Source organism: Roseomonas sp. OT10 (assembly GCF_020991085.1).
Taxonomy (GTDB): Bacteria; Pseudomonadota; Alphaproteobacteria; order Acetobacterales; family Acetobacteraceae; genus Roseomonas; species Roseomonas cutis.
This window is the reverse complement of record NZ_CP087719.1, coordinates 4,809,616-4,834,349: the sequence shown is the minus strand read 5'-3', so window position 1 is coordinate 4,834,349 and position 24,734 is coordinate 4,809,616. Positions and strand designations below refer to the sequence as shown.

Annotated in this window: 20 protein-coding genes and 1 pseudogene; 4 read left to right on the top strand and 17 right to left on the bottom strand. The window is 73.4% G+C overall.

The features are described 5' to 3' along the window. Position 1 precedes the first annotated feature (1 nt). The 7 genes from LPC08_RS21995 to LPC08_RS21965 all read right to left on the bottom strand — a co-directional run bounded on the left by LPC08_RS21995 (position 2) and on the right by LPC08_RS21965 (position 6,203). Positions 2 to 1,162, bottom strand: a complete 1,161-nt coding sequence (locus LPC08_RS21995; protein ID WP_230450366.1) for a muconate/chloromuconate family cycloisomerase — start codon at positions 1,160 to 1,162, stop codon at positions 2 to 4. Between the two features lie 57 nt (positions 1,163 to 1,219). Then, entirely contained in the window at positions 1,220 to 2,149 is a 930-nt protein-coding gene (gene catA, locus LPC08_RS21990; protein ID WP_230450365.1) for a catechol 1,2-dioxygenase, read from the bottom strand. Positions 2,150 to 2,215: 66 nt separating this feature from the next. Beyond that, complete coding sequence (locus LPC08_RS21985; RefSeq protein WP_230450364.1) at positions 2,216 to 3,028, bottom strand: 1,6-dihydroxycyclohexa-2,4-diene-1-carboxylate dehydrogenase; 813 nt, start codon at positions 3,026 to 3,028, stop codon at positions 2,216 to 2,218. 10 nt (positions 3,029 to 3,038) lie between these two features. Next, positions 3,039 to 4,076 carry a benzoate 1,2-dioxygenase electron transfer component BenC gene (gene benC / locus LPC08_RS21980; protein WP_230450363.1) on the bottom strand — a complete coding sequence of 346 codons (1,038 nt, stop codon included), beginning with the start codon at positions 4,074 to 4,076 and terminating at the stop codon, positions 3,039 to 3,041. Positions 4,077 to 4,103: 27 nt separating this feature from the next. After that, positions 4,104 to 4,631: a benzoate 1,2-dioxygenase small subunit gene (gene benB, locus LPC08_RS21975; RefSeq protein WP_230450362.1), complete on the bottom strand. Its 528-nt coding sequence runs from the start codon at positions 4,629 to 4,631 to the stop codon at positions 4,104 to 4,106. Between the two features lie 2 nt (positions 4,632 to 4,633). Further along, on the bottom strand, positions 4,634 to 5,995 hold the full coding sequence (gene benA / locus LPC08_RS21970) for a benzoate 1,2-dioxygenase large subunit (RefSeq protein ID WP_230450361.1): 1,362 nt from the start codon (positions 5,993 to 5,995) through the stop codon (positions 4,634 to 4,636). 13 nt (positions 5,996 to 6,008) lie between these two features. After that, positions 6,009 to 6,203, bottom strand: coding sequence for a (2Fe-2S)-binding protein (locus tag LPC08_RS21965; RefSeq protein WP_230450360.1), 195 nt, complete (start codon positions 6,201 to 6,203; stop codon positions 6,009 to 6,011). A 154-nt stretch (positions 6,204 to 6,357) separates the two neighbouring features. On the opposite strand from LPC08_RS21965, the gene LPC08_RS21960 reads away from it, so the two are divergent. Together LPC08_RS21960 and htpG are read left to right on the top strand one after the other, a co-directional pair. Further along, positions 6,358 to 7,341 carry a LysR family transcriptional regulator gene (locus LPC08_RS21960; protein WP_441295820.1) on the top strand — a complete coding sequence of 328 codons (984 nt, stop codon included), beginning with the start codon at positions 6,358 to 6,360 and terminating at the stop codon, positions 7,339 to 7,341. 376 nt (positions 7,342 to 7,717) lie between these two features. Then, positions 7,718 to 9,544 (top strand): molecular chaperone HtpG, encoded by a 1,827-nt coding sequence (gene htpG, locus LPC08_RS21955; RefSeq protein WP_230450358.1) that lies wholly within the window; start codon positions 7,718 to 7,720, stop codon positions 9,542 to 9,544. Between the two features lie 659 nt (positions 9,545 to 10,203). On the opposite strand, the gene LPC08_RS21950 is transcribed toward htpG, so the two are convergent. From LPC08_RS21950 to LPC08_RS21935, 4 genes and pseudogenes are all read right to left on the bottom strand, one after another. Beyond that, positions 10,204 to 12,144, bottom strand: coding sequence for an aconitase family protein (locus tag LPC08_RS21950; protein ID WP_230450357.1), 1,941 nt, complete (start codon positions 12,142 to 12,144; stop codon positions 10,204 to 10,206). Then, the gene (locus LPC08_RS21945; protein ID WP_230450356.1) at positions 12,141 to 13,433 is read right to left on the bottom strand and encodes a CaiB/BaiF CoA transferase family protein; all 1,293 of its coding nucleotides are present in this window, start codon (positions 13,431 to 13,433) and stop codon (positions 12,141 to 12,143) included. The genes LPC08_RS21950 and LPC08_RS21945 overlap by 4 nt, the downstream gene beginning before the upstream one ends. Before the next feature lie 14 nt (positions 13,434 to 13,447). After that, positions 13,448 to 14,374, bottom strand: a complete 927-nt coding sequence (locus LPC08_RS21940; protein ID WP_230450355.1) for a hydroxymethylglutaryl-CoA lyase — start codon at positions 14,372 to 14,374, stop codon at positions 13,448 to 13,450. 49 nt (positions 14,375 to 14,423) lie between these two features. Further along, positions 14,424 to 15,351 (bottom strand): annotated as a pseudogene (locus LPC08_RS21935) (LysR family transcriptional regulator). Positions 15,352 to 15,501: 150 nt separating this feature from the next. On the opposite strand from LPC08_RS21935, the gene LPC08_RS21930 reads away from it, so the two are divergent. Further along, positions 15,502 to 17,079, top strand: coding sequence for an ABC transporter substrate-binding protein (locus tag LPC08_RS21930; RefSeq protein ID WP_230450353.1), 1,578 nt, complete (start codon positions 15,502 to 15,504; stop codon positions 17,077 to 17,079). Positions 17,080 to 17,600: 521 nt separating this feature from the next. On the opposite strand, the gene LPC08_RS21925 is transcribed toward LPC08_RS21930, so the two are convergent. Together LPC08_RS21925 and LPC08_RS21920 are read right to left on the bottom strand one after the other, a co-directional pair. Then, the gene (locus LPC08_RS21925; protein WP_230450352.1) at positions 17,601 to 19,130 is read right to left on the bottom strand and encodes a 3-hydroxyacyl-CoA dehydrogenase; all 1,530 of its coding nucleotides are present in this window, start codon (positions 19,128 to 19,130) and stop codon (positions 17,601 to 17,603) included. 259 nt (positions 19,131 to 19,389) lie between these two features. After that, positions 19,390 to 20,010 carry a pyridoxamine 5'-phosphate oxidase family protein gene (locus tag LPC08_RS21920; protein ID WP_230450351.1) on the bottom strand — a complete coding sequence of 207 codons (621 nt, stop codon included), beginning with the start codon at positions 20,008 to 20,010 and terminating at the stop codon, positions 19,390 to 19,392. 109 nt (positions 20,011 to 20,119) lie between these two features. Here LPC08_RS21920 and LPC08_RS21915 point away from each other — a divergent pair, with 109 nt between their 5' ends. Beyond that, positions 20,120 to 21,001 (top strand): LysR substrate-binding domain-containing protein, encoded by an 882-nt coding sequence (locus tag LPC08_RS21915; protein ID WP_230450350.1) that lies wholly within the window; start codon positions 20,120 to 20,122, stop codon positions 20,999 to 21,001. A 529-nt stretch (positions 21,002 to 21,530) separates the two neighbouring features. Here the strand turns inward: LPC08_RS21915 and LPC08_RS21910 are convergent. From LPC08_RS21910 to LPC08_RS21895, 4 genes are read right to left on the bottom strand one after another with little or no spacing between them, the layout of a single operon-like run. Continuing rightward, on the bottom strand, positions 21,531 to 21,740 hold the full coding sequence (locus LPC08_RS21910) for a hypothetical protein (RefSeq protein WP_230450349.1): 210 nt from the start codon (positions 21,738 to 21,740) through the stop codon (positions 21,531 to 21,533). Next, positions 21,737 to 21,895 (bottom strand): cbb3-type cytochrome oxidase assembly protein CcoS, encoded by a 159-nt coding sequence (ccoS, locus tag LPC08_RS21905; protein WP_230450348.1) that lies wholly within the window; start codon positions 21,893 to 21,895, stop codon positions 21,737 to 21,739. Before ccoS ends, LPC08_RS21910 begins: the two co-directional genes overlap by 4 nt. Continuing rightward, positions 21,892 to 24,237, bottom strand: coding sequence for a heavy metal translocating P-type ATPase (locus tag LPC08_RS21900; RefSeq protein ID WP_230450347.1), 2,346 nt, complete (start codon positions 24,235 to 24,237; stop codon positions 21,892 to 21,894). The genes ccoS and LPC08_RS21900 overlap by 4 nt, the downstream gene beginning before the upstream one ends. Further along, on the bottom strand, positions 24,234 to 24,734 hold the full coding sequence (locus LPC08_RS21895) for a FixH family protein (RefSeq protein ID WP_230453134.1): 501 nt from the start codon (positions 24,732 to 24,734) through the stop codon (positions 24,234 to 24,236). Before LPC08_RS21895 ends, LPC08_RS21900 begins: the two co-directional genes overlap by 4 nt.

Below are 24,734 nucleotides of genomic sequence, written 5' to 3'. Positions count from 1 at the left end.
CTCACGCCCGCGCGTAGTGGCGCAGCTTGTCCTCGTCGACGACCACGCCGAGGCCGGGACCGGCCGGCAGGTGGACCTCGAACTCCTCGAAGCGGAGCGGCTCCGTCACGTACTCGCCCGTCAGGATCTGCGGCCCGAAATGCTCGCAGCCCCAGGCCAGCTCCCGCAGGGTGGCGAAGACCTGGAGGTGCGCCGCCGCACCCACCGAGCTCTCCAGCAGGCAGCCGCCGTACAGGCCGATGCCGGCCGCCTCGGCCACCGCCGCCACCTTGCGCAGGCCGAGCAGGCCGCCATGCTTCACCAGCTTGAGGGAGACCGCGTCCGCCGCGGCGGCGGCCCCGACCATGAGCATGTCGTGCGCATCGAACACGCACTCGTCGGCGAGCAGGGGCGGCGTCCCGGGCCGGGCGCGGAGCCGCGCCATCCCGGCCAGGTTCCAGGCCGGGACGGGCTGCTCGACGAGCCGCACGCCCATCTCCGCGAGCTGCGGCAGGCAGCGCGCCGCGACCGTCTCGTCCCAGGCCTGGTTGGCGTCCACGATCAGCTCCGCGCGGCCTTCCAGCGCGCGGGCGAGGTGGCGCATCCGGGCCATGTCCGCCTCCGGCGCCTGGGCGCCGATCTTCACCTTGAAGACGCGGTGCAGCCGGGCCGCCAGCTTGCGCTCCGCCTCCTCCGCCTCCTGCGCCGGATCGCCCGAGGCGAGGGTCCAGAGGACGGGGATGCGGTCGCGGACCGCGCCGCCGAGCAGGGCCGTGGCCGGCAGGTCGAGCGTCTTGCCGACCGCGTCGAACAGCGCCGTCTCGATCGCCGCCTTGGCCGCGTTGTTGCGCTTGGCGGCGGCATCGAGGCGCAGGCCGATGGCCTCGAACAGGTCGGCGCGCTGGCCCTGGATCGCCGGCGCCAGATAGGCGTCGATATTGGCCTTCATGGCCTCGACGCTCTCCTCGCTCCAGCGCGGGCCGCCCAGCGTGGCGGCCTCGCCGATGCCCACGGCGCCGTTGGCCAGGCGCACCCGGACGAGCACGTAGCTCTGCGCGGTGACCGAGGTCTGCGACAGCTTGTGCCGCCGCACGGTCGGCACATCCACGATGGTGCTGTCGACGGCGGCGATCGCGAGGTCGCGGCGCAGGTCGGCAGGAACGGAGAGGATGGTGTCGGGCATGCGGGGCTCCGAAGTCGGGAAGGGAAGGCCCGGCCGTCGGACGGCCGGGCCGGATCGTCACGCCGCTTCGGCGTGGGTGCGGTGCACCTCGACGTTCGGGGCCGCCGCCACGTCGCGGTTCAGCACGAAGTCGAAGGTGATCTCGGCATAGGGCGCGTTCAGGCCACGCTTGTGGACCTCCGCCGCGTCCTCGACGCGCCGCACGGGCGGGATCAGCTCGTCGCGCGTGGCGAAGGCGAAGTCGTCGTGCAGGTAGGCGTCGCCGTCGATGTTGATCTGCGTCGTCAGCTTGCGGTAGCCCGGCGCGGTGACGAAGAAGTGGATGTGCGCCGGCCGGTTGCCGTGGCGGCCGAGATGGTTGAGCAGCGCCTGGGTCGGCCCCTCCGGCGGCAGGCCGTAGCCCGCCGGCAGGATGGAGCGGAAGCGGTAGCGGCCCTCGGCATCCGTCTCGATGCGGCGGCGCAGGTTGAACTTCTCCTGCGACGGGTCGAAGAAGGAGTAGCCGCCGAGCGTGTTGGCGTGCCAGACATCGACGATGGCGCCGGCGATCGGCTTGCCGTCGGCGTCGCGCACCTGCCCGTCCATGAACAGGACCTCGCCCTGCTCGTGGCCGTTGTCGAGCCGCGCCTCGCCCTTGCTGAGCGGCGCGCCGGCGATGTAGAGCGGCCCCTCGATGGTGCGCGGGGTGCCGCCCTCGATGCCCGCCCTGCGCTCCGCCTCGTCCATGCGGATGTCGAGGAAGGTCTCGAGGCCGAGGCCGGCCACCAGCAGGCCTCCCTCGTTCGCCTGGCCGACCCGGGTCAGGTAGTCCACCGCGGCCCAGACCTCGTCCGGCTGCAGGTCGAAATCCTCGATGATCTGGAAGATGTCGTTGACGACGCGGTGCATGATCCTCTTCATGCGCTCGTCGCCCGCCTGCTGGCCGAAGCCGGCGGCCTTGCTCGCCAGCGTCGTCACCTCGGGCTTGCTCATCACGGTATCGGTCATGGGTCCCACCCCTTCCGGCCAACGGGCCGTTTGCTCTTCTGGCCGGAAACGGTCCGGCCGCCGTCGCTAACCGAGGTCTCCGCCCGCGACGGGCAGGATGACGCCGGTGACGTAGGAAGCCTCGTCGGAGGCCAGGAACAGGATCGCCGCCGCCTGCTCCTCCGCGGTGCCGTAGCGGTGCAGGAAGCTGGACGCCCTGGTCTGCTCCGAGACCTGCTGCCACCAGAGCTGCTGCTGCTCGTCGGGGCCCGAGGGCGCCGAGAGGTTGCGCGGGATGCGCCGCGGCGGCGCCTCCGTGCCGCCCGGCGCGACCGCGTTCACGCGGATGCCCTGCGCCGCATACTCCCAGGCCAGGCAGGTGGTGATCGCGTTCACCCCGCCCTTCGCCGCCGCGTAGGGCACGCGGTTGAGGCCGCGCGTCGCGATGGAGGAGACGTTCACGATGGCCCCGCCGCCGCTTTCCAGCATCGCCGGCAGCGCGGCCCGGCAGCACCAGAGCGTGGGGAAGAGCGAGCGGCGGATCTCCGCCTCGATCTGCGCCTCGGCGTAGTGGCCGTAGGGCATCGCCCAGATGGTGCCGCCGACGTTGTTGACGAGGATGTCGAGCCGGCCGAAGCGGGACATGGCGCCGGCCACGGCGGCTTCCGCCCCCGCGAAGGTCTCCAGGTCGGCGATGACCGCCGCGGCCTGCGCACCGGCCGCCTCCGCCTCGGCACGGACCTCCTCCACGAGGGGCGAGCGGTCCACGAGGACGACCCGGCCCCCCTCCCGCGCGAGGCGCAGCGCGACGCTGCGGCCGATGCCCTGCGCCGCGCCGGTCACCAGCGCGACCTTGCCGGCGAAGCGGCCCGTCCAGGCCGCATCGTCCCGGGATGCCACGGTGCTCATCCTAGGCGGCCGCCCGGTGCGATTCGCCGATGGCGTTGACGGCACCGCTCGGGGAGAACTTCTCGTAGTAGAAATTGGCCGGCGTGATGCCCTGGCCGGAAAGCCAGTTGCGCACCGCGTCCACCATCGGCGGCGGGCCGCAGAGGTAGATGTCCACGTCGCCGCCGTGCAGCGCCTCCGGCGCGATATGCGCGGTGACGTAGCCCTTGCGGGGATGCGCGCTGGACTCCGCCGCGACCACGGTGGCGAAGGTGAAGTCCGGGATGCGGGCCGCATAGGCCTCCAGCTGCTCCACCCCCACCAGGTCGGCGTCGTTCGTCACGCCGTAGACCATGTGGACGGGATGGGCGCTGCCCTCGGCGGCGAGCTTGCCGAGCATGGAGAGGAAGGGCGCGAGGCCCGTGCCGCCGGCCAGGAACAGGAGCGGCCGGCGCGCGTCGCGCAGGTAGAAGCTGCCCGAGGGGCCCACGAACTCGATGGGCGTGCCCGGCACCGCCTCCCGCAGGAAGCTGCTCATCAGCCCGTGCGGGATGTCGCGCACCAGGAAGGACTGCGTCCCGGCGCCCGGCGGGGAGCTGAAGGAGTAGGAGCGGCGCGCCTCCGTCCCGGGCACGAGCACGTTCACGTACTGCCCGGGCAGGAAGGAGATCGGCCCCGCACCTTCCAGGGAGAAGGCGATGGAGGTCTCGGAGAGGCGGTCCACCGAGCCGATCGTCGCCCGGAAGCTCTGCCCCTTGGTCTTGCAGACCTCCGAGGAGGCGAAGACGCCCACCACCAGGTCGGATTTCGGCCGCATCTGGCAGGCGAGCGCCAGCCCCTCGGCCGCCTCCTCGTCGGTCAGCGCCTCCTCGATGTAGCTGCCGCCGTCGTACTCGCCGGATTCCACGCGGCACTTGCAGGTGCCGCAGGCGCCGTCGCGGCAGTCGAGCGGGATGTTGATCCCGAGGCGGTAGGAGGCATCCGCGACCGTCTCGCTCTGGTCGCAGGCGATGAAGCGGGTGACGCCGTCCTCGAAGTTGAGCGCGATGTTGTATCCCATGGAACCCTCCCTGCCGTCTCCGCCGGATCAGATGTGGTAGATGTCGACGACGTGGTGGATGTAGTCGTTCTTCATCACCACCTTCTTCCGCTTGATCAGCGGCTGCGCCCCGGTGGTGTCGAGCGTGTAGAAGGAGGTGCCGAAGTAGGTGTCGATGGTCTTGTAGCGGTAGCTGAAGGTCACCCAGTTGAAGCGCAGCTCGCAGCGCCCGCCTTCCTGGCGCAGGATCTCGACGTTGCTGATGTTGTGCGACGTGCGCGGCTCCGGCAGGCTGGTGGCGCTGGAGCGCTCCGTGCGGATGCGGAAGACGCGATCCTCCAGCCCGCCCTTGTTGCCGTACCAGATCAGCGAGATCTCCTGCTGCGGGTCGGTGACGAGCTGGTCGTCGTCGTCCCAGGAAGGCATCCAGAACTCGGCATCCTTGGCGTAGAAGGCGAGCCAGGCATCCCAGTCCTTGTCGTCCAGGCTGCGCGCCTCGCGGTAGAGGAACTGCTGCACCTGCTCCAGGCTCAGCGCCGGCGCGGCCGCGACGGGCGCCTCGATGGTGATCGACATGGTCAGCCCTCCCCCTTCCCGGTCGCTTCCGCCGCCAGGGCGCGCTGCATCGTCTCGTGCCAGTACCTGTGCTGGACGACGAACAGCCCCTCATCCTCCGTGCGCAGGCCGCTCATCAGCGGCTGCATGCCGATGGCCTGGGCAGCCTCGTCGGCGCCGTCGATCCAGTGCTTGGCGCCGCGGGACATGTCGTTCCAGCGCGCCGTTCCCGCGCGGTAGGAGAACTGGCAGGCGCGGAACTCCTCCAGGTCGTCCGGCGTGGCCATGCCGCTGGCGTTGAAGAAATCCTCGTACTGCCGGATCCGGCGCGCCCGTGCCTCGGGGGCCTCGCCCTTCGGCGCGATGCAGTAGATGGTCACCTCCGTCTTATCGACGGCGATCGGGCGGTAGTGGCGGATCTGGGAGCCGAACTGGTCCATGAGGTAGACGTTCGGATAGAGGCACAGGTTCCGCGAGCGCTGCACCATCCAGTCGGCGCGGGCCTGCCCGAACTGCGCCGCCAGCTCCTCCCGCCGGTCCCAGTTCGGCCGGTCCTCGGGGTTGGCCCAGTTGGTCCAGAGCAGCAGGTGCCCGTTCTCGAAGGAGTAGAAGCCGCCGCCCTGCTTGGCCCAGCCGCCGGCGCTCATGGCGCGGGTGGTGTCCGCCTGCTCCGCGTCGCGCAGCTTGCGCTGGTTCGTGGTGGCCGCGTAGTTCCAGTGGACGGCGCTCACATGGTAGCCGTCGGCGCCGTTCTCGGTCTGCAGCTTCCAGTTGCCGTCATAGACGTAGGTCGAGGAGCCCCGCAGCACCTCCAGCCCCTCGGGGGACTGGTCCACGATCAGGTCGATGATCTTGGTGGCCTCGCCCAGGTGCTCGCGCAGGGGCACCACGTCCGGGTTGAGGCTGCCGAACAGGAAGCCGCGATAGGATTCGAAGCGCGCGACCTTGGTGAGGTCGTGCGAGCCTTCCGTGTTGAAGCTGTCGGGATAGCCCGCGCCGTCGGGGTCCTTCACCTTCAGCAGCTTGCCGGAGTTGTTGAAGGTCCAGCCATGGAAGGGGCAGGTGTAGGTGGACTTGTTGCCGCGCTTGTGGCGGCAGAGCATCGCGCCGCGGTGGCTGCAGGCGTTGACGAAGGCGTTCAGCTCGCCGTTGCGGTTGCGGGCGATGAAGATGGGCGTGCGGCCCATGTAGGTGGTGAAGTAGTCGTTCTTGCCCGCGATCTGGCTCTCATGTGCCAGGTAGATCCAGTTGCCCTCGAAGATGTGCTTCATCTCGAGCTCGAAGAGCTCGGGGTCGGTGAAGATGTTGCGGGCGACGCGGAAGTGACCCGTCCCGGCGTCATCCTCCAGCGCGGTGTCCACGGTCTTCTGGATGGAGTCGAGCATTCCTGGTCTCCGGTTATTGTTGGACGGTGCGGGCGAGCGGCGAGGGCGCCGCGTCGCTGCGGATCAGGTGGAGGATTGTTGCCGTGCAGCATCCGCACTGGGCGTTGCAGCCGCAGCCGGCATAGACGTCCCGTGGCCGGCTGGCGCCGTCGCGGATCGCCCTGCGGACATCGCGCTCGCACAGCGCGTTGCAGATGCAGACATACATCAGCGCGCAACCGGCAGGATGTGGATGATGGAGGGGCCTGGGCGGCACCGCGCCGTGCCTGCCGCGCCGTTCGCGGCCGGGTCGCCGTGACGGCGATCGATCCCCTTTCCAGCGCAGGCTTCAGCCCTTTTGCAGCGCATCGCCTTCCTCCCTTATGGAGTCATCTGGGCTCTTCCATCGTTCCTGGTCCAAGACTAAATGGGTTGGAACCATACCCGGGAGGTATCGTCTGGAACTCCGCCACCTCCGCTACTTCGTGGTCGTTGCCCGCGAGCGGAACTTCACGCGCGCGGCGGAGGTGCTCCATATCGCCCAGCCGCCGCTCAGCCGTCAGATCCAGCAGTTGGAGGAAGAGCTGGGCGTCACGCTGATCGAACGCGGCAGCCGCCCGATCCGCCTCACGGCTGGCGGCAAGCTGCTCTACGAGCAGGCCGTGCAGATCCTGGAACGGATCGACGACCTCAAGGCCATGACGCGACGTGTCAGCAACACGACGCAGACGCATTTCAGCATCGGCTTCGTGGGCTCCACCCTGTACGGGTATCTGCCGGAGGTCGTGCGGCGCTATCGCGCGACCCGCCCGGACGTCGAGTTGTCGCTCCTCGAATTCACCACGCTCGAGCAGATCGTCGCCCTCAAGGAGGGTCGCATCGACGTTGGCTTCGGGCGCATCCCGTTTGACGATCCCGCGGTCGACCGCATCCTCCTCCGCAACGAGAAGATGATCGTGGCCCTGCCGTCGAACCACGCCCTGCTGGAATCCCGCGCGCCGCTGATGATGAGGGATCTGGTGGACCAGCCGGTCGTCGTCTATCCGAAGGCCCCGCGCCCGAGCTTCGCCGATCAGGTCCTCGCCCTCATCCGCAGGGCCGGCGTGAAGCCGGCGGCCGTCTATGAGGTGCGCGAGGTCCAGACCGCGCTGGGGCTCGTGGCCGCGGAGACCGGCGTCTGCATCGTCCCGGCATCGGTGGAGCGCTTGCGGCGCGACAATGTCGTCTACCGCTCGCTCGACGAGCCTGATGCGGTGACGCCCATTATCATGAGCACGAGGAAGGGAGATCCCTCCGAGGAGATAAAGGTGATCCTGAAGCTCATCCGCGAGCTGTACCGCAAGGAGGGGATCACGTTCGGCACCTGATGCTGGCCGAGTTTGGCAGTTTGCCTGCTGGGACGGTCCTGCGGGCCCGGTGCACGAGGGACGGCGGCTGTCCCGCATCTCCTGCAGGCGGGCCGCCGCGCGCTGCTGGTTCTGGCCCAGTCGCGCGGCCTGGGTGGCGGGCCCGGCATCGAGGCTCACCCCCCCGGGTCGCGGCCGGCACCGTCACGGCACGGTTGGCCAGGCTCGCGGCGCGCACCTCCACCATGCCGGCGGGCGTGGCGCCGGGCGGTGCCCGGGCTTTCGCGGGCGATGCGGGTGGACCCGGATCTGCCCCGGCACGATGCCCGCCGGTTGAAACGCCTGCCCGGCTCAAGCATATGGCGCGCCGTCCGAAAGCAGATCGTGAGGATGGCTGGTGAGCGAGACCGTGGAGCGGCACGAGTTCGGCGCCGAGGTGGGACGCCTGTTGGACCTGGTCGTCCATGCCCTGTACTCGGACCGCGAGATCTTCCTTCGGGAGCTGGTCGCCAACGCGGCCGACGCCATCGACCGGCGCCGGTTCGAGGCGCTGACCGACCAGGCCCTGACCCTGCCCGTTGAGGCAAAGGTCCGCATCCTGCCCGACAAGGCGGCCCGGACGCTGACGATCTCCGACCCCGGCATCGGCATGACCAAGGCGGAGCTCGCCCAGCATCTGGGCACCATCGCCCGCTCGGGCACGCGGGCCTTCGCCAGTGCCCTGGCCGAGGCGCCCGGGGCGGACAAGCCGAGCCTCATCGGCCAGTTCGGCGTCGGCTTCTATTCCGCCTTCATGGTCGCCGACCGGGTGGAGGTCACCTCCCGGCGGGCGGGGACGGAGGAGGCCTGGCTCTGGGCCTCGGAGGGCAAGGGGGACTACACCCTCGCCCCCTCCGACCGCGGGGAGGCCGGCACGGACGTCGTCCTGCACCTCAAGGCCGATGCCGAGGAGTTCCTCGATCCCTGGCGCCTGCAGGCGATCATCCGCAAATGGGCGGACCACGTCACCATCCCGATCACCGTCGCCCGCGATGGCCGGGACGAGCCGGCGAATGAGGGCACGGCGCTTTGGCGCAAGGCGAAGTCCGAGGTCGGCGAGGAGGCCTACGCCGAGTTCTACCGGCATGTCGCCCACGCCTTCGACCAGCCCTGGGCGACGCTGCACTGGCGGGCCGAGGGCACGCTGGAGTTCTCGGCGCTGCTCTTCGTCCCCGGCCTGAAGCCCTTCCAGGCGGTGGAGGGCGAGCGGGAAAGCCGGGTCCGGCTGCACGTCCGGCGCATGTTCATCACCGACGAGGCGAAGCTGCTGCCGCCCTGGCTCCGCTTCGTGCAGGGCGTGGTGGACACCGAGGACCTGCCGCTGAACGTCTCGCGCGAGATGCTGCAGGCGACGCCGGTGCTCGCCCGCATCCGCAAGGCCGTGACCGGCCGCGTGCTGACGGAGCTGAAGGCGCGCGCCAGGGACGCGCAGGACTACGCGACGTTCTGGGAGAATTTCGGGCCCGTGCTGAAGGAAGGGGTCTGGGAGGACGCCGAGCACCGCGGGGAGGTCGCGGCGCTGCTACGCTTCCGCTCCTCGGCGGTCGAGGGCTGGACCTCGCTCGCGGACTATGTCGGGCGGATGAAGGAGGGGCAGGAGGCGATCTACCTCCTGGTCGGCGACGACCCGGCGGTGCTGGCGGCGTCGCCACAGCTGGAGGGCTTCCGCGCCAAGGGGGTGGAGGTGCTGCTGCTGTCCGACGGCATCGACGCCTTCTGGCCGGAGCGGCTGCCGGAGTTCGAGGGCCGGCCGATCCGCAGCGTCACCCAGGGGACGGTGGACCTGTCGAAGGTCGCGGGTGGCACCGAGGCCGCCGAGACGCCGGAGATCGCCACGCTGCTGCCCCGGCTGCGGGACGCGCTGAAGGACGAGGTCGGCGAGGTGCGCGCGACGGACCGGCTGGTGGAGAGCGCGGTGGTGCTGGCCGCCCCGGCACACGGCCCCGACCTGCAGATGCAGCGCCTGCTGCGCCGCGCCGGGCAGGGCGCGGGCGGGCCGCTGCCGGTGCTGGAGGTCAACCCGCACCACCCGCTGATCCGCAAGCTGGCGGAGGGCAGCGCCACGGATGCGGCGTTCGCTGAAACGGCGGGCCTGCTGCTCGACCTGGCGCGGGTGCAGGACGGTGATGCGCCTCGCGATCCGGCAGCCTTCGCCCGGCGGGTGACGGCGGCCCTCGCCTCCTGAGGCCCGCACCGCCGCCGCAGCCGCAGCCGCAGCGGACCATCCGCGCCACCTGACGCCAGCCCGGAAGCATGCCTCGGCGTCACGCCGGCCCCCGGGCCGCCAGAGCGACGCGCACAAGCGCATCGCCCGCCTCCTGCGAGAGGCTGGGCTGGCCGGCAACGGCATGTCCGCTCCGCGATCATACGCACGGCGTGATGCGCTGACGTTGGCCGGCGTGGCGCCTGTGGCCCGGGGGCAAGGCTCTGCCTCGCCCCCGTACCCCCACTCCGCCAGGACCCTGCGGGCCCTGGACCCGGTGGGCGCTGCCGCGGGACAGCCGGACACGGGGTCGAGGCGCCGAGGAGCCATGCTCCTCGGCGGGTACGGCCACAGCACTCCCTGACGCCTACGAAGTTCTTATGGAGTCCTGCCTGTCCACGTTCCGTCAGGGCTGAGCCCGGAGGCTGACGCTCACCACGGAGAGCCAATTCCCAGCGGGGACCGGGGCCCGCTTGTGGCCCCGGCAGGGGAGGGTCTGGGACGGGGATCGACGCACGGCGTCGATGCCGCAGGCCGGCGTCCCCTCCCGGTCCACCGCCGGACCATGACAGCACGACGGATCAGGACATCCGGGCATCCACATCAGACCGGCCAGGGCATGCCGCACATGGCGTCGTGCGTCAGCCGTAGCGGGCGCGCAGTTCCTCGAAGGAGATCAGCTCGCCGGCGATGGCGCTGGCTGCCACGGTGGGCGGGCTGGCCAGCCAGACGGCGCCCGGGCCGCCGCGCCCGGGGAAGTTGCGGTTGATTGCGCTGACCGTCACCTGATCGGCCCGGGTGGAGGTGCCGGGGCCGCAATTGGCGCAGGCGCCACAGGCCGGCAGCAGGATCTGCGCGCCGACCCGCTGGAAGGTGTCGAGGTAGCCGCGCCCGGCGCAATAGTCCCGCACGGCCATGGTGCCGAACTGGAGGAAGAGGCTCACCCGTTCCGGCACCCGCAGCCCGCGGCCGGCGGCCCAGGCCAGGACCTCGTGGTAGCGGTCGAAATCCTCCCGCTTGCCGGCGGTGCAGGAGCCGCCATAGGCGATGTCCACCGGCACCGGCCCAGGAAGCGCCGACAGGTCGAGCCCGCGCCCCGGATCGCCGGGGGCTGCCACCATCGGCGCCAGGGCGGCAAGGTCCACCGGGATCACCCCGGCGCAGGGCGCCCCCGGATCGCTGCGCATCCAGGGCTCCAGCACCGCCTCCACGCCGCGCCGTTCCTTCAGGAAGCGCAGGGTCTCCGCGTCCGGCGCGACGATGCCGGTGAAGCCGCCCAGCTCCGCGGTCATGTTGGTCAGCGTCGCGCGCTCGTCCGTGTCGAGCCGCGCGATGCCCTCCCCGGCGAACTCGAAGACCTTGCCCACGCCCGCGCCCGCCCGCAGCGCGGGCAGCGCCAGCAGGTGCAGCACCACGTCCTTCGCCGTCACCCCGCGCGGCAGCGTGCCGTTCAGCTCGATGCGCAGCACCTCCGGCACGGTCAGGCGCACCACCCCCGTCACCATGGCGTTGGCCATGTCCGTCGTGCCCACGCCGAAGGCGAGGCAGCCGAGCGCGCCGCTGTGCGGCGTGTGGGAATCCGTGCCGACGACCAGCGTCCCGGGCAGCGCGTAGTGCTCGGCCATCAGCGCGTGGGAGATGCCCTCCGACCCCTCGCCGCCCGGCAGGTAGCCGTGGTCGCGCAGCCCGTGCTCGGCCACGAAGGCGCGGTGCGCCGCCGACAGGGCGCGCACCTGCGGCAGCAGCCCGCGCGCCACATGCGCCGGGCTGCGATGGGCGTAGGAGTAGTGGTCCTCGAAGGCCAGGATGGAGCCGGGGTCCTGCAGGGCCAGCGCCTCGCCGAAGCTGTCGCGCAGCATGAAGCGGCACATGGCCGTGTAGATGTCGTGGATGAAGCGCAGGTCCGCGCGCACGAAGGCGCCCTGTCCCGGCGTGAGGGAGGCCGGGCTGTCCGGCGTCGCCACCGCGTGCCGCGCCAGGATCTTCGCCACCAGCGTCTGCGGCCCCTCCAGGGCCACGGGGGCCGGCGCCGCGCCGGCGAGGCGCGCCTGGCCGTAGCGCAGCAGCCCGCCCGCGCGCAGCACGGCGGCGGTGACGGCGTCGCGGCCGGCGACCAGCTCCTCCACCGCGATCGGCTCGCCGCGCCGGATGCGGTCGAGCAGCCCGACATCGGTCGAGGTGAAGAGGCCGAGATTGTCCGCGTTCTGGCGGTAGATGCGCTCGAAGCTCTCCGCGATCACCAGCCGGATTCCCGCCATCCGCTCGGCCAGCGGGCTGTGCTCGCGCGAGGAGCCCTTGCCGTAGCGCCCGCCGGCGACGGCCACGGAGAACCCGCCCGCCCGCACCGCGCCCACGCCGACCGGCAGCGCCTCGCCCGCCTTGACCCCGGTATAGGCGTGCTCGGCCAGGCGCTCGTCGAAATGGACCAGCGCGGGCAGCGGGGTGATCTCGTCGGTCGAGACCTCGTCGCGCAGCCTCCCCGCTTCCGCCCGCTCCAGGTCGCGGCCGCCGAGCTGCGCCGCGATCAGCGCCGGGTCCTCGGAGAGGAACAGGACCCGGCCGGGGAGCGGCAGCGCGCTCATTCCGCGGCCAGGGGGACGGGCGGCGCCCAGAGCGTGCCCTCGGCGAGCAGGGCGTCGATCTCCGCCTCCGACAGATGCGCCTCGCGCGCGATCTCGACGCTGTGCTCGCCGTTGCGCGGCGGCTGGCGGTGCAGCCCCATCCGCTGGCCATCCAGCGCCACCGGCAGGCCGGGCAGCCCGGCGGCGGGCCGGGCGGGGGCGCCGCCCGGGGCGCCCTCGGCGCTGGACAGCGCGATCGGCAGCAGCCCGCCGGAGGCGAGCAGATGCGGGTCCTCGAACAGGTCGGACGGCTTGGCGATGGGGGCGAAGGACAGGCCCAGCGCCTCGCAGCGCGCCATCAGCTCCGCCTTGGGCAGGGAGCGGAAGACGGCGGCGACGCGCGGCAGGTAGCGGGAGCGGTCGGCCACGCGCTGCGACTGGGTGGCGAGGGCGGGGTCGGCCAGGAGATCCCCCAGGCCGAAGGCCTCGCAGAAGCCGCGCCACTGCGTCTCCGTCACCACGCCGACGAAGACCTGCCCCCCCGGATCGGCGCTGTCGAAGACGTCGTAGACGGACCAGGGCTTCTGCATCGCCGGATCGGCGAAGGAGGGCGGGTTGCGCCCCGCGATGGCCGCGCCCGCCATGTGCTGGGCCATGAGCACCATGTTGGTCTCGAACAGGCCGGACTGCACCAGCGCGCCGCGCCCGGTCGCCTCCCGCTCCCGCAGCGCGGCCATGATGCCGATGACGCCGAACAGCCCGCCCATGACGTCGTTGACCGAGGCGCCGGCGCGCAGCGGCTGGCCGGGCGGGCCGGTCATGTAGGCGAGGCCGCCCATCATCTGCACCACCTCGTCCAGCGCCGCGCGGTGCTCGTAGGGGCCGGGCAGGAAGCCCTTGCAGGAGCAGTAGACCAGCCGCGGGTTGAGCGCGGCGAGGGCGGCGTAGCCGAGGCCGAGCCTGTCCATGGCACCGGGGCGGAAGTTCTCCACCACCACATCCGCCTGGGCGGCGAGCTTGCGCACCAGGGCGAGGCTGGCGGGCTTCTTCAGGTCCACCGACAGGCTGCGCTTGTTGCGGTTGAAGGCGGGGAAGAAGCCCACGGCCGCGCCCATCAGGCGGCGCGTGTTGTCGCCGTCCGGCCCCGGCTCCACCTTCACCACGTCGGCGCCGAGATCGGCCAGCACCATGGCGCAGCTCGGCCCCATGATCATGTGGGTGAACTCCAGCACGCGGAGGCCGCGGAGCGGGCCGGGGCGGGAGGGGGCCGGTTCGGCGGCGGTCTGGTCGGCGGCGGTCTGGTCGGGCATGGGGGCGGTCTCGGTCAGGCGGCGGCGCGCGCCGGGTGATAGGTACGGGGGATGCCGGCGGCGGCGACGCGGCCGGCGAGGGCCTCCCCGGGCAGGCCGTCGCGCAGCGCCCCGCGCGCCTCCAGCAGCGCGGCGAGGTCGATGCCCGTGTCGAATCCCTCGGATTCCAGCAGGTAGACGAGGTCCTCGGTGTTGACGTTGCCGACCGAGCCAGGCGCGAAGGGGCAGCCTCCGAGCCCGCCCAGCGCGGCGTCGAAGCCACGCACCCCCGCCTCCAGCGCCGCGAGCACGTTGGCCAGGGCGGTGCCGAGCGTGTCGTGCAGGTGCAGGTGGCCGAGCGGGACGGGGCCGACCGCGGAGCGCACGGCGCGCACCAGCCGCCGCACCTGGCCGGGGGTGGCATAGCCGAGCGTGTCGGCGAGGGCGACCGCGGCAGCCCCGGCCTCGGCCAGCTCGGCGGCCAGCGCGACCACCTCCCGCTCCGGCACGGCGCCCTGCAGCGAGCAGCCGAAGGCGGTCGCGATGCCCGCCTCGATGCGCGGCGCGGCCTCGCCCAGCCCGCGCGCCCAGGCGGCGATGGCGCGGAAGGCGTCCACCTGCTCCGCGCGGCTGCGGCGCACGTTGGACCGGCTGTGCGCCTCGCTGGCCGAGACGGGGATGACCAGGGTCTGCGCCCCCGCCGCCGCCGCGTCCCGCGCGCCGCGCAGGTTGGGCGCCAGGGCCACGGCGCGCAGGGCCGGATGCCGTACCCGGACCGTGCGGACGACCTCGGCCGCGTCCGCCATCTGCGGCATGGCGGCGGGCGGCACGAAGCTCGCCACCTCCATCTCGCGCAGCCCGGCGGCGGCCATGGCGTCGATCCAGCGCAGCTTCGCCGCCGTGGGCATCACCGCCCGGACCATCTGGAGCCCGTCGCGCGGCCCGACCTCGCGGACCGTCACCGGTTCCGTTCTGCTGGCGTCTCCCATGGGGCCATGATGCCAACGCCGCTCAGGGGGGAGAAGCGCCGTCTGGCGCAGCCGGCGTGCGCGCCGGGCGCACGCTGCCGAGCAGGTGCTCGCGCAGCAGCCGTGCAGGGGGCGGCAGGGTCCCGGCCGGGCGCGAGACGAGGCGGAGCCGGCGCAGGGCCCAGGGCTCGCGGAGCGGCACGGCGCGCAGCCCCGGCCCGACCAGCCCCTCCGGCAGCACGGCCAGGCCCAGCCCCGCCGCGACCAGGCTCCGCGCCGCCTCCGACCCGTCCACCTGGAAGCGGTGGTCCGGCCGCCGGCCGAGCCGCTGCGCGGCCTCGGCCAGCAGCAGCGACAGCGCCCCGCTGCACGTCGACCAGCGGGTGGTCCAGCACCGCCTCGAAGCGCAGCCCCGGGGAATCCGCCAGGGGATGGTCCGGCGGCATCGCCACGACCAGCCGGTCGTGGCGCCAGGAATGGCCCTCCAGCCCTGCCGGCACCTCGCTGGCGCCGGTGATGAGGCCGAGATCCGCCCGCCCCTCCGACAGGTCGTGCAGGATGGCGAGGCTGTTGCCCTCGCGCAGCTCCACCCGGATGCCCGGGCTGGCCGAGCGGAAGCCGGCCAGCAGCTCCCCCACCCCGTGCCCCGCGATCACCGAAGGCGCGGCGTGCAGCCGCACGCTGCCCCGGCCGCCGGCGGCGAAGGCGCGCAGGTCGGCGGACATGCGGGCGGAGAGGTCGAACAGCGCCCGGGCATGCTGCGCCAGCGCCTCGCCGGCCGGGGTCGGGCGGACGCCCCGCGCGCCGCGTTCGAGCAGGGCGAGGCGGTGGTCCGCCTCCAGCACGCGCAGCCGCTTCGCCGCCGCCGAATGCGCGATGCCGCAGTGCCGGGCCGCCCGGGCGATGCTGCCCAGCTCCAGCGCCGCCAGGAACAGGCGCAGCGTCACCCAGTCCACGTCATGGCCCGCCATCGGCACTGCCCGCCCCCTTCCGATGCAGGGGCGGCATGATCGGCGCCCGTGCCGCGCCAGGAAACCCGGGCTTGGCGGGCGGCGCGCGCTGCGGCTAGACACCCCCGGACTGGCCAACCGGGACAACCCGGCGGCAGGGGAGGATGCGGCATGGACAGGCGTGGCTTTCTGGTCGGCGGTGCGGCCCTGCTGGCGGCGCCGCGCCTGGCGCGGGCACAGGACAACCGGGTGCTGCGGGTGATCCCGCAGGCGGACCTGGCCGTGCTGGACCCGGGCATCACCACCGCGACGGTCACCCGCAACCACGGCTTCATGATCTTCGACACGCTCTACGGGCTGGACGCCGCGGGCGAGCCGGTGCCGGAGATGGTGGGCGCGCAGGAGGTCACGGAGGACGGCAAGGCCTGGACCCTGCGCCTGCGCGACGGGCTGCGCTTCCATGACGGGGAGCCGGTCCGCGCCGCCGACTGCGTGGCCAGCCTGCGGCGCTGGGCGCGGCGCGACCCCTTCGGCAAGACGCTGATGGCCGCGACGGACGAGCTGTCGGCGGTGGACGACCGGACGCTGCGCTTCCGGCTGAAGCACCCCTTCCCGCTGCTGCCGCAGGCGCTGGCCAAGACCACGCCCTATACCCCCTTCATCCTGCCCGCGCGGGTGCTGCCGGCCGATCCCAATGCGGCGGTGACGGAGATGGTGGGCAGCGGCCCCTTCCGCTTCCTGCCGCAGGAGCGGCTGCCCGGGGCGCGCGTGGTCTATGCCCGCTCCGAGAGCTACGTGCCGCGCCCGGACGGCAGGCCCGGCTTCTCCAGCGGGCCGAAGCAGGTGAACGTCGACCGGGTCGTGTGGCAGGTGATCCCCGACGCCGCCACCGCCCTCGCCTCCATCCAGCAGGGCGAGGTGGACTGGTGGGAGCGGCCGATCCCCGACCTGCTGCCGCTGGTGGCCCGCGACCGGTCCCTGAAGGCGGAGGTGACGAACCGCGCCGGGACCGTCGCCTTCCTCCAGTTCAACCACCTGCACCCGCCCTTCGACAACCTGGCGATCCGCCGCCTCGTCCTTTCGGTGATCAACCAGGCGGACTTCGCCGCGGCGATCGGCGGCTCCGACCCCTCGCTGCGCGGCGGCAAGGTCGGAATCTTCCTGCCGGGCGGGCCGATGGCGACCGAGGCGGGGCTGGAGGCCCTGACCGGGCGCACGGACTTCGCCGCCGTCAAGCGACAGCTCACCGAGGCGGGCTACAAGGGCGAGCGCGTGGTCATGCTGGTCGGCACGGACAGCGCGGTGAACAACGCCGCCAGCGAGGTGGCGGGCGACCTGCTGCGCAAGATGGGCTTCAACCTCGACTACCAGTCGATGGACTGGGGTAGCGTCGTGCAGCGCCGCACCAGCCAGCAGCCGATCGACAAGGGCGGGTGGAGCATCTTCGCCGTCAGCGCGGACGGCGACTACTTCACCGACCCGACGGTGGTTCCCGCCATCCGGGCGAACGGCAAGGATGCCTGGATCGGCTGGCCGGACAGCCCCGCGATCGAGGCCCTGTACCGCGACTGGTTCCAGGCACCCGACCAGGAGAAGCGCCGCGCCATCGCGCGCGAGCTGCAGTTGCAGACCCTGCGCGACGTCACCTGGATCCCGGTGGCGCAGGTCTTCTTGCCGACCGTGCTGCGCAAGGAGATCTCGGGCGTGCTGCCGGGCTTCATCAAGTTCTGGAACGTCCGCAAGGGGTGAGGCCGACGGCGGGATGACCCGCTGTTCTGCGTGTTCCGGCGTGGGACCGGGAGGGGACGCCGTCCCCTCCCAGACCCTCCCCTGCCGGGGCCACAAGCGGGCCCCGGTCCCCGCTGGGAGTCTGGTGCTGTGGGGCTGTCGTCAGCCTGCGGGCTGATCCCAGACGGAGCGCGGACAAGCGGGACTCCAGAATAGTTTTGAAGGCGTCCGCGAGTGCGGCGGCCGGTCCCGCCGAGGAGCCATGCTCCTCGGCGCCTCGACCCCGTATCCGGCTGTCCCGCGGCAGCGCTGATCGGGTCCAGGGCCCGCAGGGTCCTGGCGGAGTGGGGGTACGGGGGCGAGGCAGAGCCTTGCCCCCGGGCCACGGGCGCCACGCCGGCACGGATCAACGCATCGCGCCGGTCAGGATGATGACGCGCACGGCTCCACCGCGAGGTTCGGCGCGTGGCGCTGCTCGGGCGGCCGATGGCCCGCAACGCGCGCGTCGCCCTCGCGGTGGCGGCTGACGACGGCCATCGCGCTCAGGCATGGGCTCCGTGGAAGGGCCGGCCGGTGACGGCGTGCCGGCGCAGCAGGGGGGCGGGGCGGTAGCGGTCCTCGCCATAGGCGCGGGCGAGCTGGCCGATCACCCCGGCCACCCAGGCGGCGCCGAGCGCATCGGCCCATTCCAGCGGGCCGCGCGGGTAGTTGACGCCCTGGCGCATCGACAGGTCCACCTCCGCCGCGCCGGCCACGCCCTGGCCGACCAGCTCGGCCGCCTCGTTGGCCAGCATCGCCACCGTGCGCGCCACGGCCATCCCAGCCGCGTCGTCCAGCACGGACACCGTCTTGCCCAGCGCCTGGAAGAAGCCTGCCGCCGCGGCCAGGGCCTCCGGCGGCGTGCCATCGGCGGGGGCCAGGGCGATGCGCGTGGCGGCGGCATAGTCCAGCGCCAGGTCGAAGAGCACCAGCGGCCGGCCCGCGGCGCGTTCCGTCGCCAACCGCCCGTCGGTCAGCGCCAGCACCGCGCCGTCCAGCCGGATCAGCCCCTCACCCCGTCTTTGCTCCACGGCGATCCCAACCTCCCCTGCCAGGGCGGCGAGCGGGTCGGCGGGGCCGAGTGCGCCTTCCACCACGATGCGCGTCGGACGCGGGCCGGGCGGTGCCTCGGGCGGTACGGGCGGCCCGGCGCCGTCGCGGTAGTCGTAGAAGCCGCGCCCGGTCTTGCGGCCGAGCAGCCCCGCCTCCACCAGCGCCTGTTGCACCAGGGAGGGGGCGTAGCGCGGATCGCCGAAGGTGGCGGCATGGACGGAGCGGGTGACGGCGAGGTTCACGTCGTGCCCGATCAGGTCCATCAGCGCGCAGGGCCCCATGCGGAAGCCGCCGGAGCCGGTCAGCACCGCATCCAGCACCTCGGGCGGCGCCGCCCGCTCGGCCAGCAGGCGCAGCGTCTCGCCATAGAAGGGCCGCGCCACGCGGTTGACGATGAAGCCCGGCGTGGAGCGGCAGCGCACCGGCACCTTGCCCCAGGCCGCCGCCGTGGCCGCGAGGGTCTCCGCCACCGCCGGTGCGGTGAGGTGGCCGCTGACCACCTCGACCAGCGGCAGGACGGGCGCGGGGTTGAAGAAGTGCATCCCCGCCACCCGGTCCGGCCGGCGCAACCGGGCGGCAAGGGCGGTGACGGAGAGGGAGGAGGTGTTGGTGGCCAGGATGGCGTCCTCCGCCACCAGCGCCTCGACGGTCATCAGGACCTTCGCCTTGATGTCGAGGTCCTCCACGATCGCCTCGATCACCAGCCCGGCCCGGGACAGGTCCTCCAGCGCCGGGGCGGGGCGCAGGCGGTCCAGCCGCGCCGCCGCTTCCGCCGCCGGGAGCTTGCCGCGCGCCACCAGCCGGTCGAGATCGGCGCGCAGCCGGGCAAGGCCCTGCTCCACCGCCCCCGGCGCCGCATCGTGCAGCCACACGCGGTGCCCGGCCGCGGCCGCGACCAGCGCGATCCCCGCGCCCATCGTCCCCGCCCCGATCACCGCCACCGCCGCCTCGCGCGGCAGCGCGTCGCCCGTCGCCTGCATGGCCCGTCCCCCCCTCGCCTTGTCGCGGCTCGCTGCCGCAATCGCCCTGGCAGCCTTGCGCCGGATGCCGGCTACACCGGCCGCCGCCCTGCCCTGGCCTCGATCGGCGCCGCCATCAGGCACACCGTCCGGACCTGGCGGCCGGCGCCGGACGGGCCTGGGTGCGCCCCGGCGGCGGCCGTCCTCCGAGCATCGTGTCGCGCCCACGAGCCCTCGATCATCGCGACAATCGGGGGCGTCCTCCACACGCGCATGGGGCTCACCACATGGTCTGGCGGGCCCGCTCGGCCCAGCCGCGGTCGTACTCCTCGCCCCCGACAAGCCCCTGGCTCATGCTGCGGAGGATCTGGCCGGGCGTGGGCAGGCTTCGCGGGTCCACCTGGCTCTCCGCCTTCCACAGGCCCGAGCGGAGGATGGCGCGGGCGCACTGGAAGTAGACCTCCTGCACCGCGACCACCATCACGCTGCGCGGCGCCTTCTCCTCCACCGCGAAGGCTTGCAGCAGCGCCGGCTCCGTCTCCAGCACCGCACGCCCGTTCACCCGCAGCGCATTGCCGCTGCCCGGGATGAGGAACAGCAGCCCCACGCGCGGGTCGCGCACGATGTTGCGCAGGCTGTCCACGCGGTTGTTCCCCCGCCGGTCGGGGAGGAGCAGGGTGCGCGGGTCCGCCACCCGCACGAAGCCCGGCCGGTCGCCACGGGGCGAGCAGTCCAGCCCCTCCGGTCCGACCGTGGCCAGGGCCAGGAAGGGCGCGGCCGCGACGAAGCGCGCGTATTCGGGCGTCACATGGTCCGCCACCTTGGCCGTCGAGGCCGGCGCCACCTCCTCCAGCCGGCCATAGACCGCCTCCAGCTCCTCCAGGCTTCCGATCACCGCCACCGCTGCATCCTCCGCTCCCTGCGCGGCACCGGGCTAGACCATGCCGGCGGCGGGGACTATCGAGTTGATCTGACGCATCGGTGAGTTTTTCTCACGAAGGGAGGGCTGATTGCGCCGCCTCCCCCCACTGTCCGCGCTGCGGGCCTTCGAAGCGGTGGCACGGCTGGGCTCGGTGACGCGCGCGGCGGAAGAGCTTGGCCGCACGCACGGGGCGGTCAGCCGCCAGCTCCGGACGCTGCAGGAGGCAGCCGGCATCGACCTGTTCGAGAAGGCCGGCACGGGCCTGCGCCCCAACGCCGCCGGCCAGGCGCTGCGCGACGTGGCCGCCACGGCGTTCGGCGGCCTGGAACAGGGCTGGGGACGGCTGCTGGACGAGGCGCGGTCGCCCGCGATCCATGTGGCCTGCTCGGCCAGCTTCGCGATGCGCTGGCTCGTGCCGCGGCTGGGCGACTTCCAGAAGCAGCAGCCCGGGACACGGCTGCGGCTCTCCATGACCACGGCACGGGAGCTGCGGCACGAGGGGGCCGACCTGGTGATCGCCTGGAACCGCGCCTCCTATCCGCGGACCGAACAGGCGCAGGCCATCCCCCTGGGCGGGATCGCCTTCGGGCCGGTCTGGTCGCCTGCCTACCCGGTGACGGTGACACCGGGCCGCCTGGAGTTCCGGGACAGGATCGCGCACGAGCACCTCGGCGCGGCCTGGGAGCTGTGGCAGGCGCGTAGCGGGACGGAGGTGCAGGCCGGGGCCACGCTGGCCTTTCCGCACACCCATCTCTGCATCGAGGCCGCGATCGCCGGCATCGGCGTGGCCCTGGTCGAACGGCGCCTGGTGCGCGACGATCTGGCGCAAGGCCGCCTCCTCGCCCCCTGCGGCTTCACCCCCTTCCCGGAAGGCATCGCGGCAGTGCCCACCTCGGAAAAGGCCCGCTCCCCGGCGGCACGTGGCTTCCTCGCCTGGCTTTCCGGAACCCTGCGGGACACGGCGGGCTGATGCGGACGGCAGGATGCTCCTTGACCCGCGCCGGCGCAGGGTGTGCCCGTGGCCCGGGGGCAAGGCTCTGCCTCGCCCCCGTACCCCCACTCCGCCAGGACCCTGCGGGCCCTGGACCCAGTGGGCGCTGCCGCGGGACAGCCTGATACGGGGTCACGGCGCCGAGGAGCCATGCTCCTCGGCGGGTACGGTGTCCGCACTTGCGGACGCCTTCAAAGCTATTCCGGAGTCCCGCCTGTCCGCGCGCCGTCAGGGTTCAGCCCGAAGGCGGACGCTCACCGGAAGCACCAGACTCCCAGCGGGGACCGGGGCCCGCTTGTGGCCCCGGCAGGGGAGGGTCCGTGGAGGGGACGGCGTCCCCTCCCGGTCCGACGCCGGAACACCACAGCACGACGGATCAGGCCATCCCGCCGTCCGTGCGACATAGGCCAGCCGACGGGCCGCGGCCCCGGCGCGGACGGGGCGACGTGGCCGGCGCGGCATGGCCTCCGTCATGGCCGCTGCCGGGGCGCCGGGCAGCGCCGTGCGATCAGGCCGACCGTGCGTGGTGCCGTGCCCGGGCCGCGTCCAGCGCGTCGTAGTGGCGCCGGATGATGCCCAGGGCGCAGAGCAGGCCGAAGCCGATCAGCGACAGGCCGAAGACGGTGATCGGCAGGTCCACCGCGGCGCCGGCCATGAACAGGCCGATCAGGGCGAGGACGCAGTAGAGGATCAGGAAGAAGACCTGGCTGGCGTTCATTTCGGTTCTCCCGGAGGGGGGTCGTCGTAGAGGATTCGGTTCGCGGCGCCGTCGAGGTCCTCGTACTGCTTCGAGCGCAGCGCCCAGAGGAAGGCGGCGAGCCCGCCGAGGCCCATCAGCAGCGCCAGCGGCACGAGCAGGATGAGCGCGTTCACGGCGCCCGCCCCACCCGCAGCGCGTTCAGCACCACGAGGATCGAGGAGGAGGCCATGATCAGCGCCGCGATCAGCGGCGTGGCGAGGCCCAGGATCGCCACCGGCACGGCCACCAGGTTGTAGGCCAGGCTGAAGCCCAGGCTCTGCCGCGCGATCCGCCGCGCCCGGCGCGACAGGGCGACGGCGTGGGGGAGAGCGGCGAGTCCTTCGGTGCGCAGCACCAGGTCGGCGGCGGATTGCGCGATGTCCGTGGCGTCGGCCGGGCTGGCGGAGACATGCGCCTCGGCCAGCGCCATGGCGTCGTTGATGCCGTCGCCCAGCATCAGCGGCCGGCGCCCCTCGGCGCGCAGGGCGGCGAGCCGGGCGCGCTTGGCCTCGGGGCCGGCGTTGGCGGTCCAGGCGTCGATGCCGCAGGCGGCCGCCGCCTCGCGCACCGCCGCCTCGCCGTCGCCCGAGAGCAGCTCGACGGTCAGGCCCAGGTGCCGCAGCGCCGCGACGGAGACCGCCGCGTCCTCACGCAGGCGGTCGGCGAAGCGGAAGGTCCAGGCGGGGCCGTCGCCCTCTCGGTAGACCAGGGTCATGCCCTGCCCGTCCCCGGCCACGCCGCAGAAGTCTGGGGAGCCGAGCCGGCGCTCTCCGGCGGCGAGACCCTGGCCGGGGTGTTCCACCACCCCCTCGGCCACCGTCCCGCCGGGCACCGCCGCCGCCAGGGCGCGGGCCAGCGGGTGGCGCGAGGCGCGGGCCAGCGCCGCCGCGCGCGCCGAAACCCCGGCCGGGATGGCGGGGTCGGCGATCCAGCGCGGCCGGCCCTCGGTCAGCGTGCCCGTCTTGTCCAGCACGGCGTGGTCCGCCTCGGCCAGCCGCTCCAGCGCGGTGGGGGAGGAGACCAGCACGCCGCGCCGGAACAGCGCCCCCACCGCCACCGCCTGCACCGCCGGCACGGCGATGGCGAGGCCGCAGGGACAGGTGATGAGCAGCACCGCCACGGCGGGCACCAGCGCCGCCGGCCAGGGCAACCCCGCCCAGAGCCACCAGCCGAGGAAGGTCGCCGCCGCGACGAGGTGCGCGATGGGCAGGTAGAGCCGCGCCGCCCGGTCGGCCAGCGCGTGGTAGCGGCCCTTCGCCGCCTCCGCCTGCTCCAGCAGCCGCGCCATGGCGGCGAGCGAGCCATCGGCGGCCGCGGCGGAGACGGTCAGGCGGAAGGGCGCGCCCATGTTCACGGCACCCGCCGGCAGGGCCTCGCCCGCCGGGATCCCGCGCGGCAGGCTCTCGCCGGTGATGGCGGCGGTGTCGAGCAGCACGGCCTCCGCCGCCATGCCGTCGAGGCGCAGCCGCTCCCCGGCCGCGACCAGCAGCACGTCGCCCGCCCGCGCCTGCTCCATCGGGATGGCCTGGGCCGTGCCGTCGGGGGCGATGCGGGTGACGCTGCCCTCGCGCAGCGCCAGCAGCTCGGCCGCGGCCTGGCGCACCCGGCGGCGCGCGGCGCGGTCCAGCACCCGGCCCGCCAGCAGCACGGCGAGGAGCATGGTGGCGCCGTCGAACCAGGTGAAGCGGCCGTTCTGCACCGTCTCCGACAGGGACATCGCGGCCGTCGCCAGCACGCCGAGCGAGATGGCGAGGTCCATGCTGACCCGCCCGGCCCGCAGCCCCGCGACGGCCGAGCGGTAGAAGGGCATCCCCGCGACCAGGATCACCGGCAGGCCGATCAGCGCCGCGACCCAGTGCAGCGCCGCTCGCGTCGCCTCGCCCATGTCCGCGCCGACCCAGACGGCGACGGAGAGCATCATCACGTTCACCGCGCCGAAGGCGGCGATGCCCAGCGCCCGGACCAGCGCACGGCCCTCGGCATCCTCGGTGGCGCGCAGGCAGGCGGGGGACCAGGGAGCGACGCGGAAGCCCAGCCGCGCGACCAGGGCGGCCAGCGCGTCGGCCCGGGCGGCCGGGCCGTTCCAGGCGACGGAGAGCCGGCGGTCGGAGAAGTTCAGCCGGGCGCGGGTGACGTCCGGCTCCTGCGCCAGCGCCTGCTCCACCAGCCAGACGCAGGCGCCGCAGGTGAGGCCCGCCACCATCAGCTCCAGCCGGTACGCGCCCTCGCCCGCCGGCACGGCGAGGGCGGCGTATTCCACCGGGCTCGCCTCCACCTCGGGGCGCAGCGTGCCGTCCGCCGCGGCGCGGCGCCGGTAGAAGCCGTCGAGGCCGAGGCGGTTCACCAGGGCGAAGGCGCCCTCGCAGCCATGGCAGCAGAAGCGCGCCTGGCCCGGGGCCAGGGCGCCGCCGCAATGGACGCAGCGCGTGGCGCTGGCGGCGGCCGTCTCGGCCAGGACGGGCGAGAGCGCGTTCACGGCAGGACCAGCCGCTCCCGCACGTCCAGCGCGGCGCCGTCCGGGGCGGTCAGGCGCAGCCGCGCCTGCCACAGCCCGGGGCGATCCTCGCGCAGCGCCGCCTGCCAGCGGCCGGGGGCGACGGCGGCGACGTCGAGCGGCAGCTCCCGCCCGTCGACCGGGCGTTGCAGCACCCCCTCCACCCGGCCGGACAGGGGCAGCCCCTCGCGGTCGGCGACGCGCAGCTCCAGCACCCCGCCCACGACGCGCAGCGTGGCGCGCCAGCCCAGCGCGTCCTGCCGCGCCGCCTCCTCCAGCACGCGGTTGTAGTCGCGGCCGGCCTCGTAGGGGTGGCTGGTGGTGATGCCGGTGAAGGTGGTGACGGCGGCGGTGATCAGCACGGCGTTTACCGCCACCACCACGGCCATGCCGCCGGCGATCGCCCAGGGGATCCAGCGCCCGCGCCGGGGGTCGTAGCCGTGGGGATCGCGGTCGCCGGTTCGACGGTCGAGGGTCAT

Excerpts from the sequence above, each read along its gene's own strand:
- LPC08_RS21930 (WP_230450353.1), top strand. The coding sequence starts at position 15,502 with ATGGACAGGCGTGGCTTTCTGGTCGGCGGTGCGGCCCTGCTGGCGGCG.
- catA (WP_230450365.1), bottom strand. The coding sequence starts at position 2,149 with ATGACCGATACCGTGATGAGCAAGCCCGAGGTGACGACGCTGGCGAGC.
- LPC08_RS21995 (WP_230450366.1), bottom strand. The coding sequence starts at position 1,162 with ATGCCCGACACCATCCTCTCCGTTCCTGCCGACCTGCGCCGCGACCTC.
- LPC08_RS21965 (WP_230450360.1), bottom strand. The coding sequence starts at position 6,203 with ATGTATGTCTGCATCTGCAACGCGCTGTGCGAGCGCGATGTCCGCAGG.
- LPC08_RS21950 (WP_230450357.1), bottom strand. The coding sequence starts at position 12,144 with ATGAGCGCGCTGCCGCTCCCCGGCCGGGTCCTGTTCCTCTCCGAGGAC.
- LPC08_RS21960 (WP_441295820.1), top strand. The coding sequence starts at position 6,358 with ATGGAGTCATCTGGGCTCTTCCATCGTTCCTGGTCCAAGACTAAATGG.
- benC (WP_230450363.1), bottom strand. The coding sequence starts at position 4,076 with ATGGGATACAACATCGCGCTCAACTTCGAGGACGGCGTCACCCGCTTC.
- benA (WP_230450361.1), bottom strand. The coding sequence starts at position 5,995 with ATGCTCGACTCCATCCAGAAGACCGTGGACACCGCGCTGGAGGATGAC.
- LPC08_RS21910 (WP_230450349.1), bottom strand. The coding sequence starts at position 21,740 with ATGAACGCCAGCCAGGTCTTCTTCCTGATCCTCTACTGCGTCCTCGCC.
- benB (WP_230450362.1), bottom strand. The coding sequence starts at position 4,631 with ATGTCGATCACCATCGAGGCGCCCGTCGCGGCCGCGCCGGCGCTGAGC.
- LPC08_RS21945 (WP_230450356.1), bottom strand. The coding sequence starts at position 13,433 with ATGCCCGACCAGACCGCCGCCGACCAGACCGCCGCCGAACCGGCCCCC.
- LPC08_RS21895 (WP_230453134.1), bottom strand. The coding sequence starts at position 24,734 with ATGACCCTCGACCGTCGAACCGGCGACCGCGATCCCCACGGCTACGAC.
- LPC08_RS21925 (WP_230450352.1), bottom strand. The coding sequence starts at position 19,130 with ATGCAGGCGACGGGCGACGCGCTGCCGCGCGAGGCGGCGGTGGCGGTG.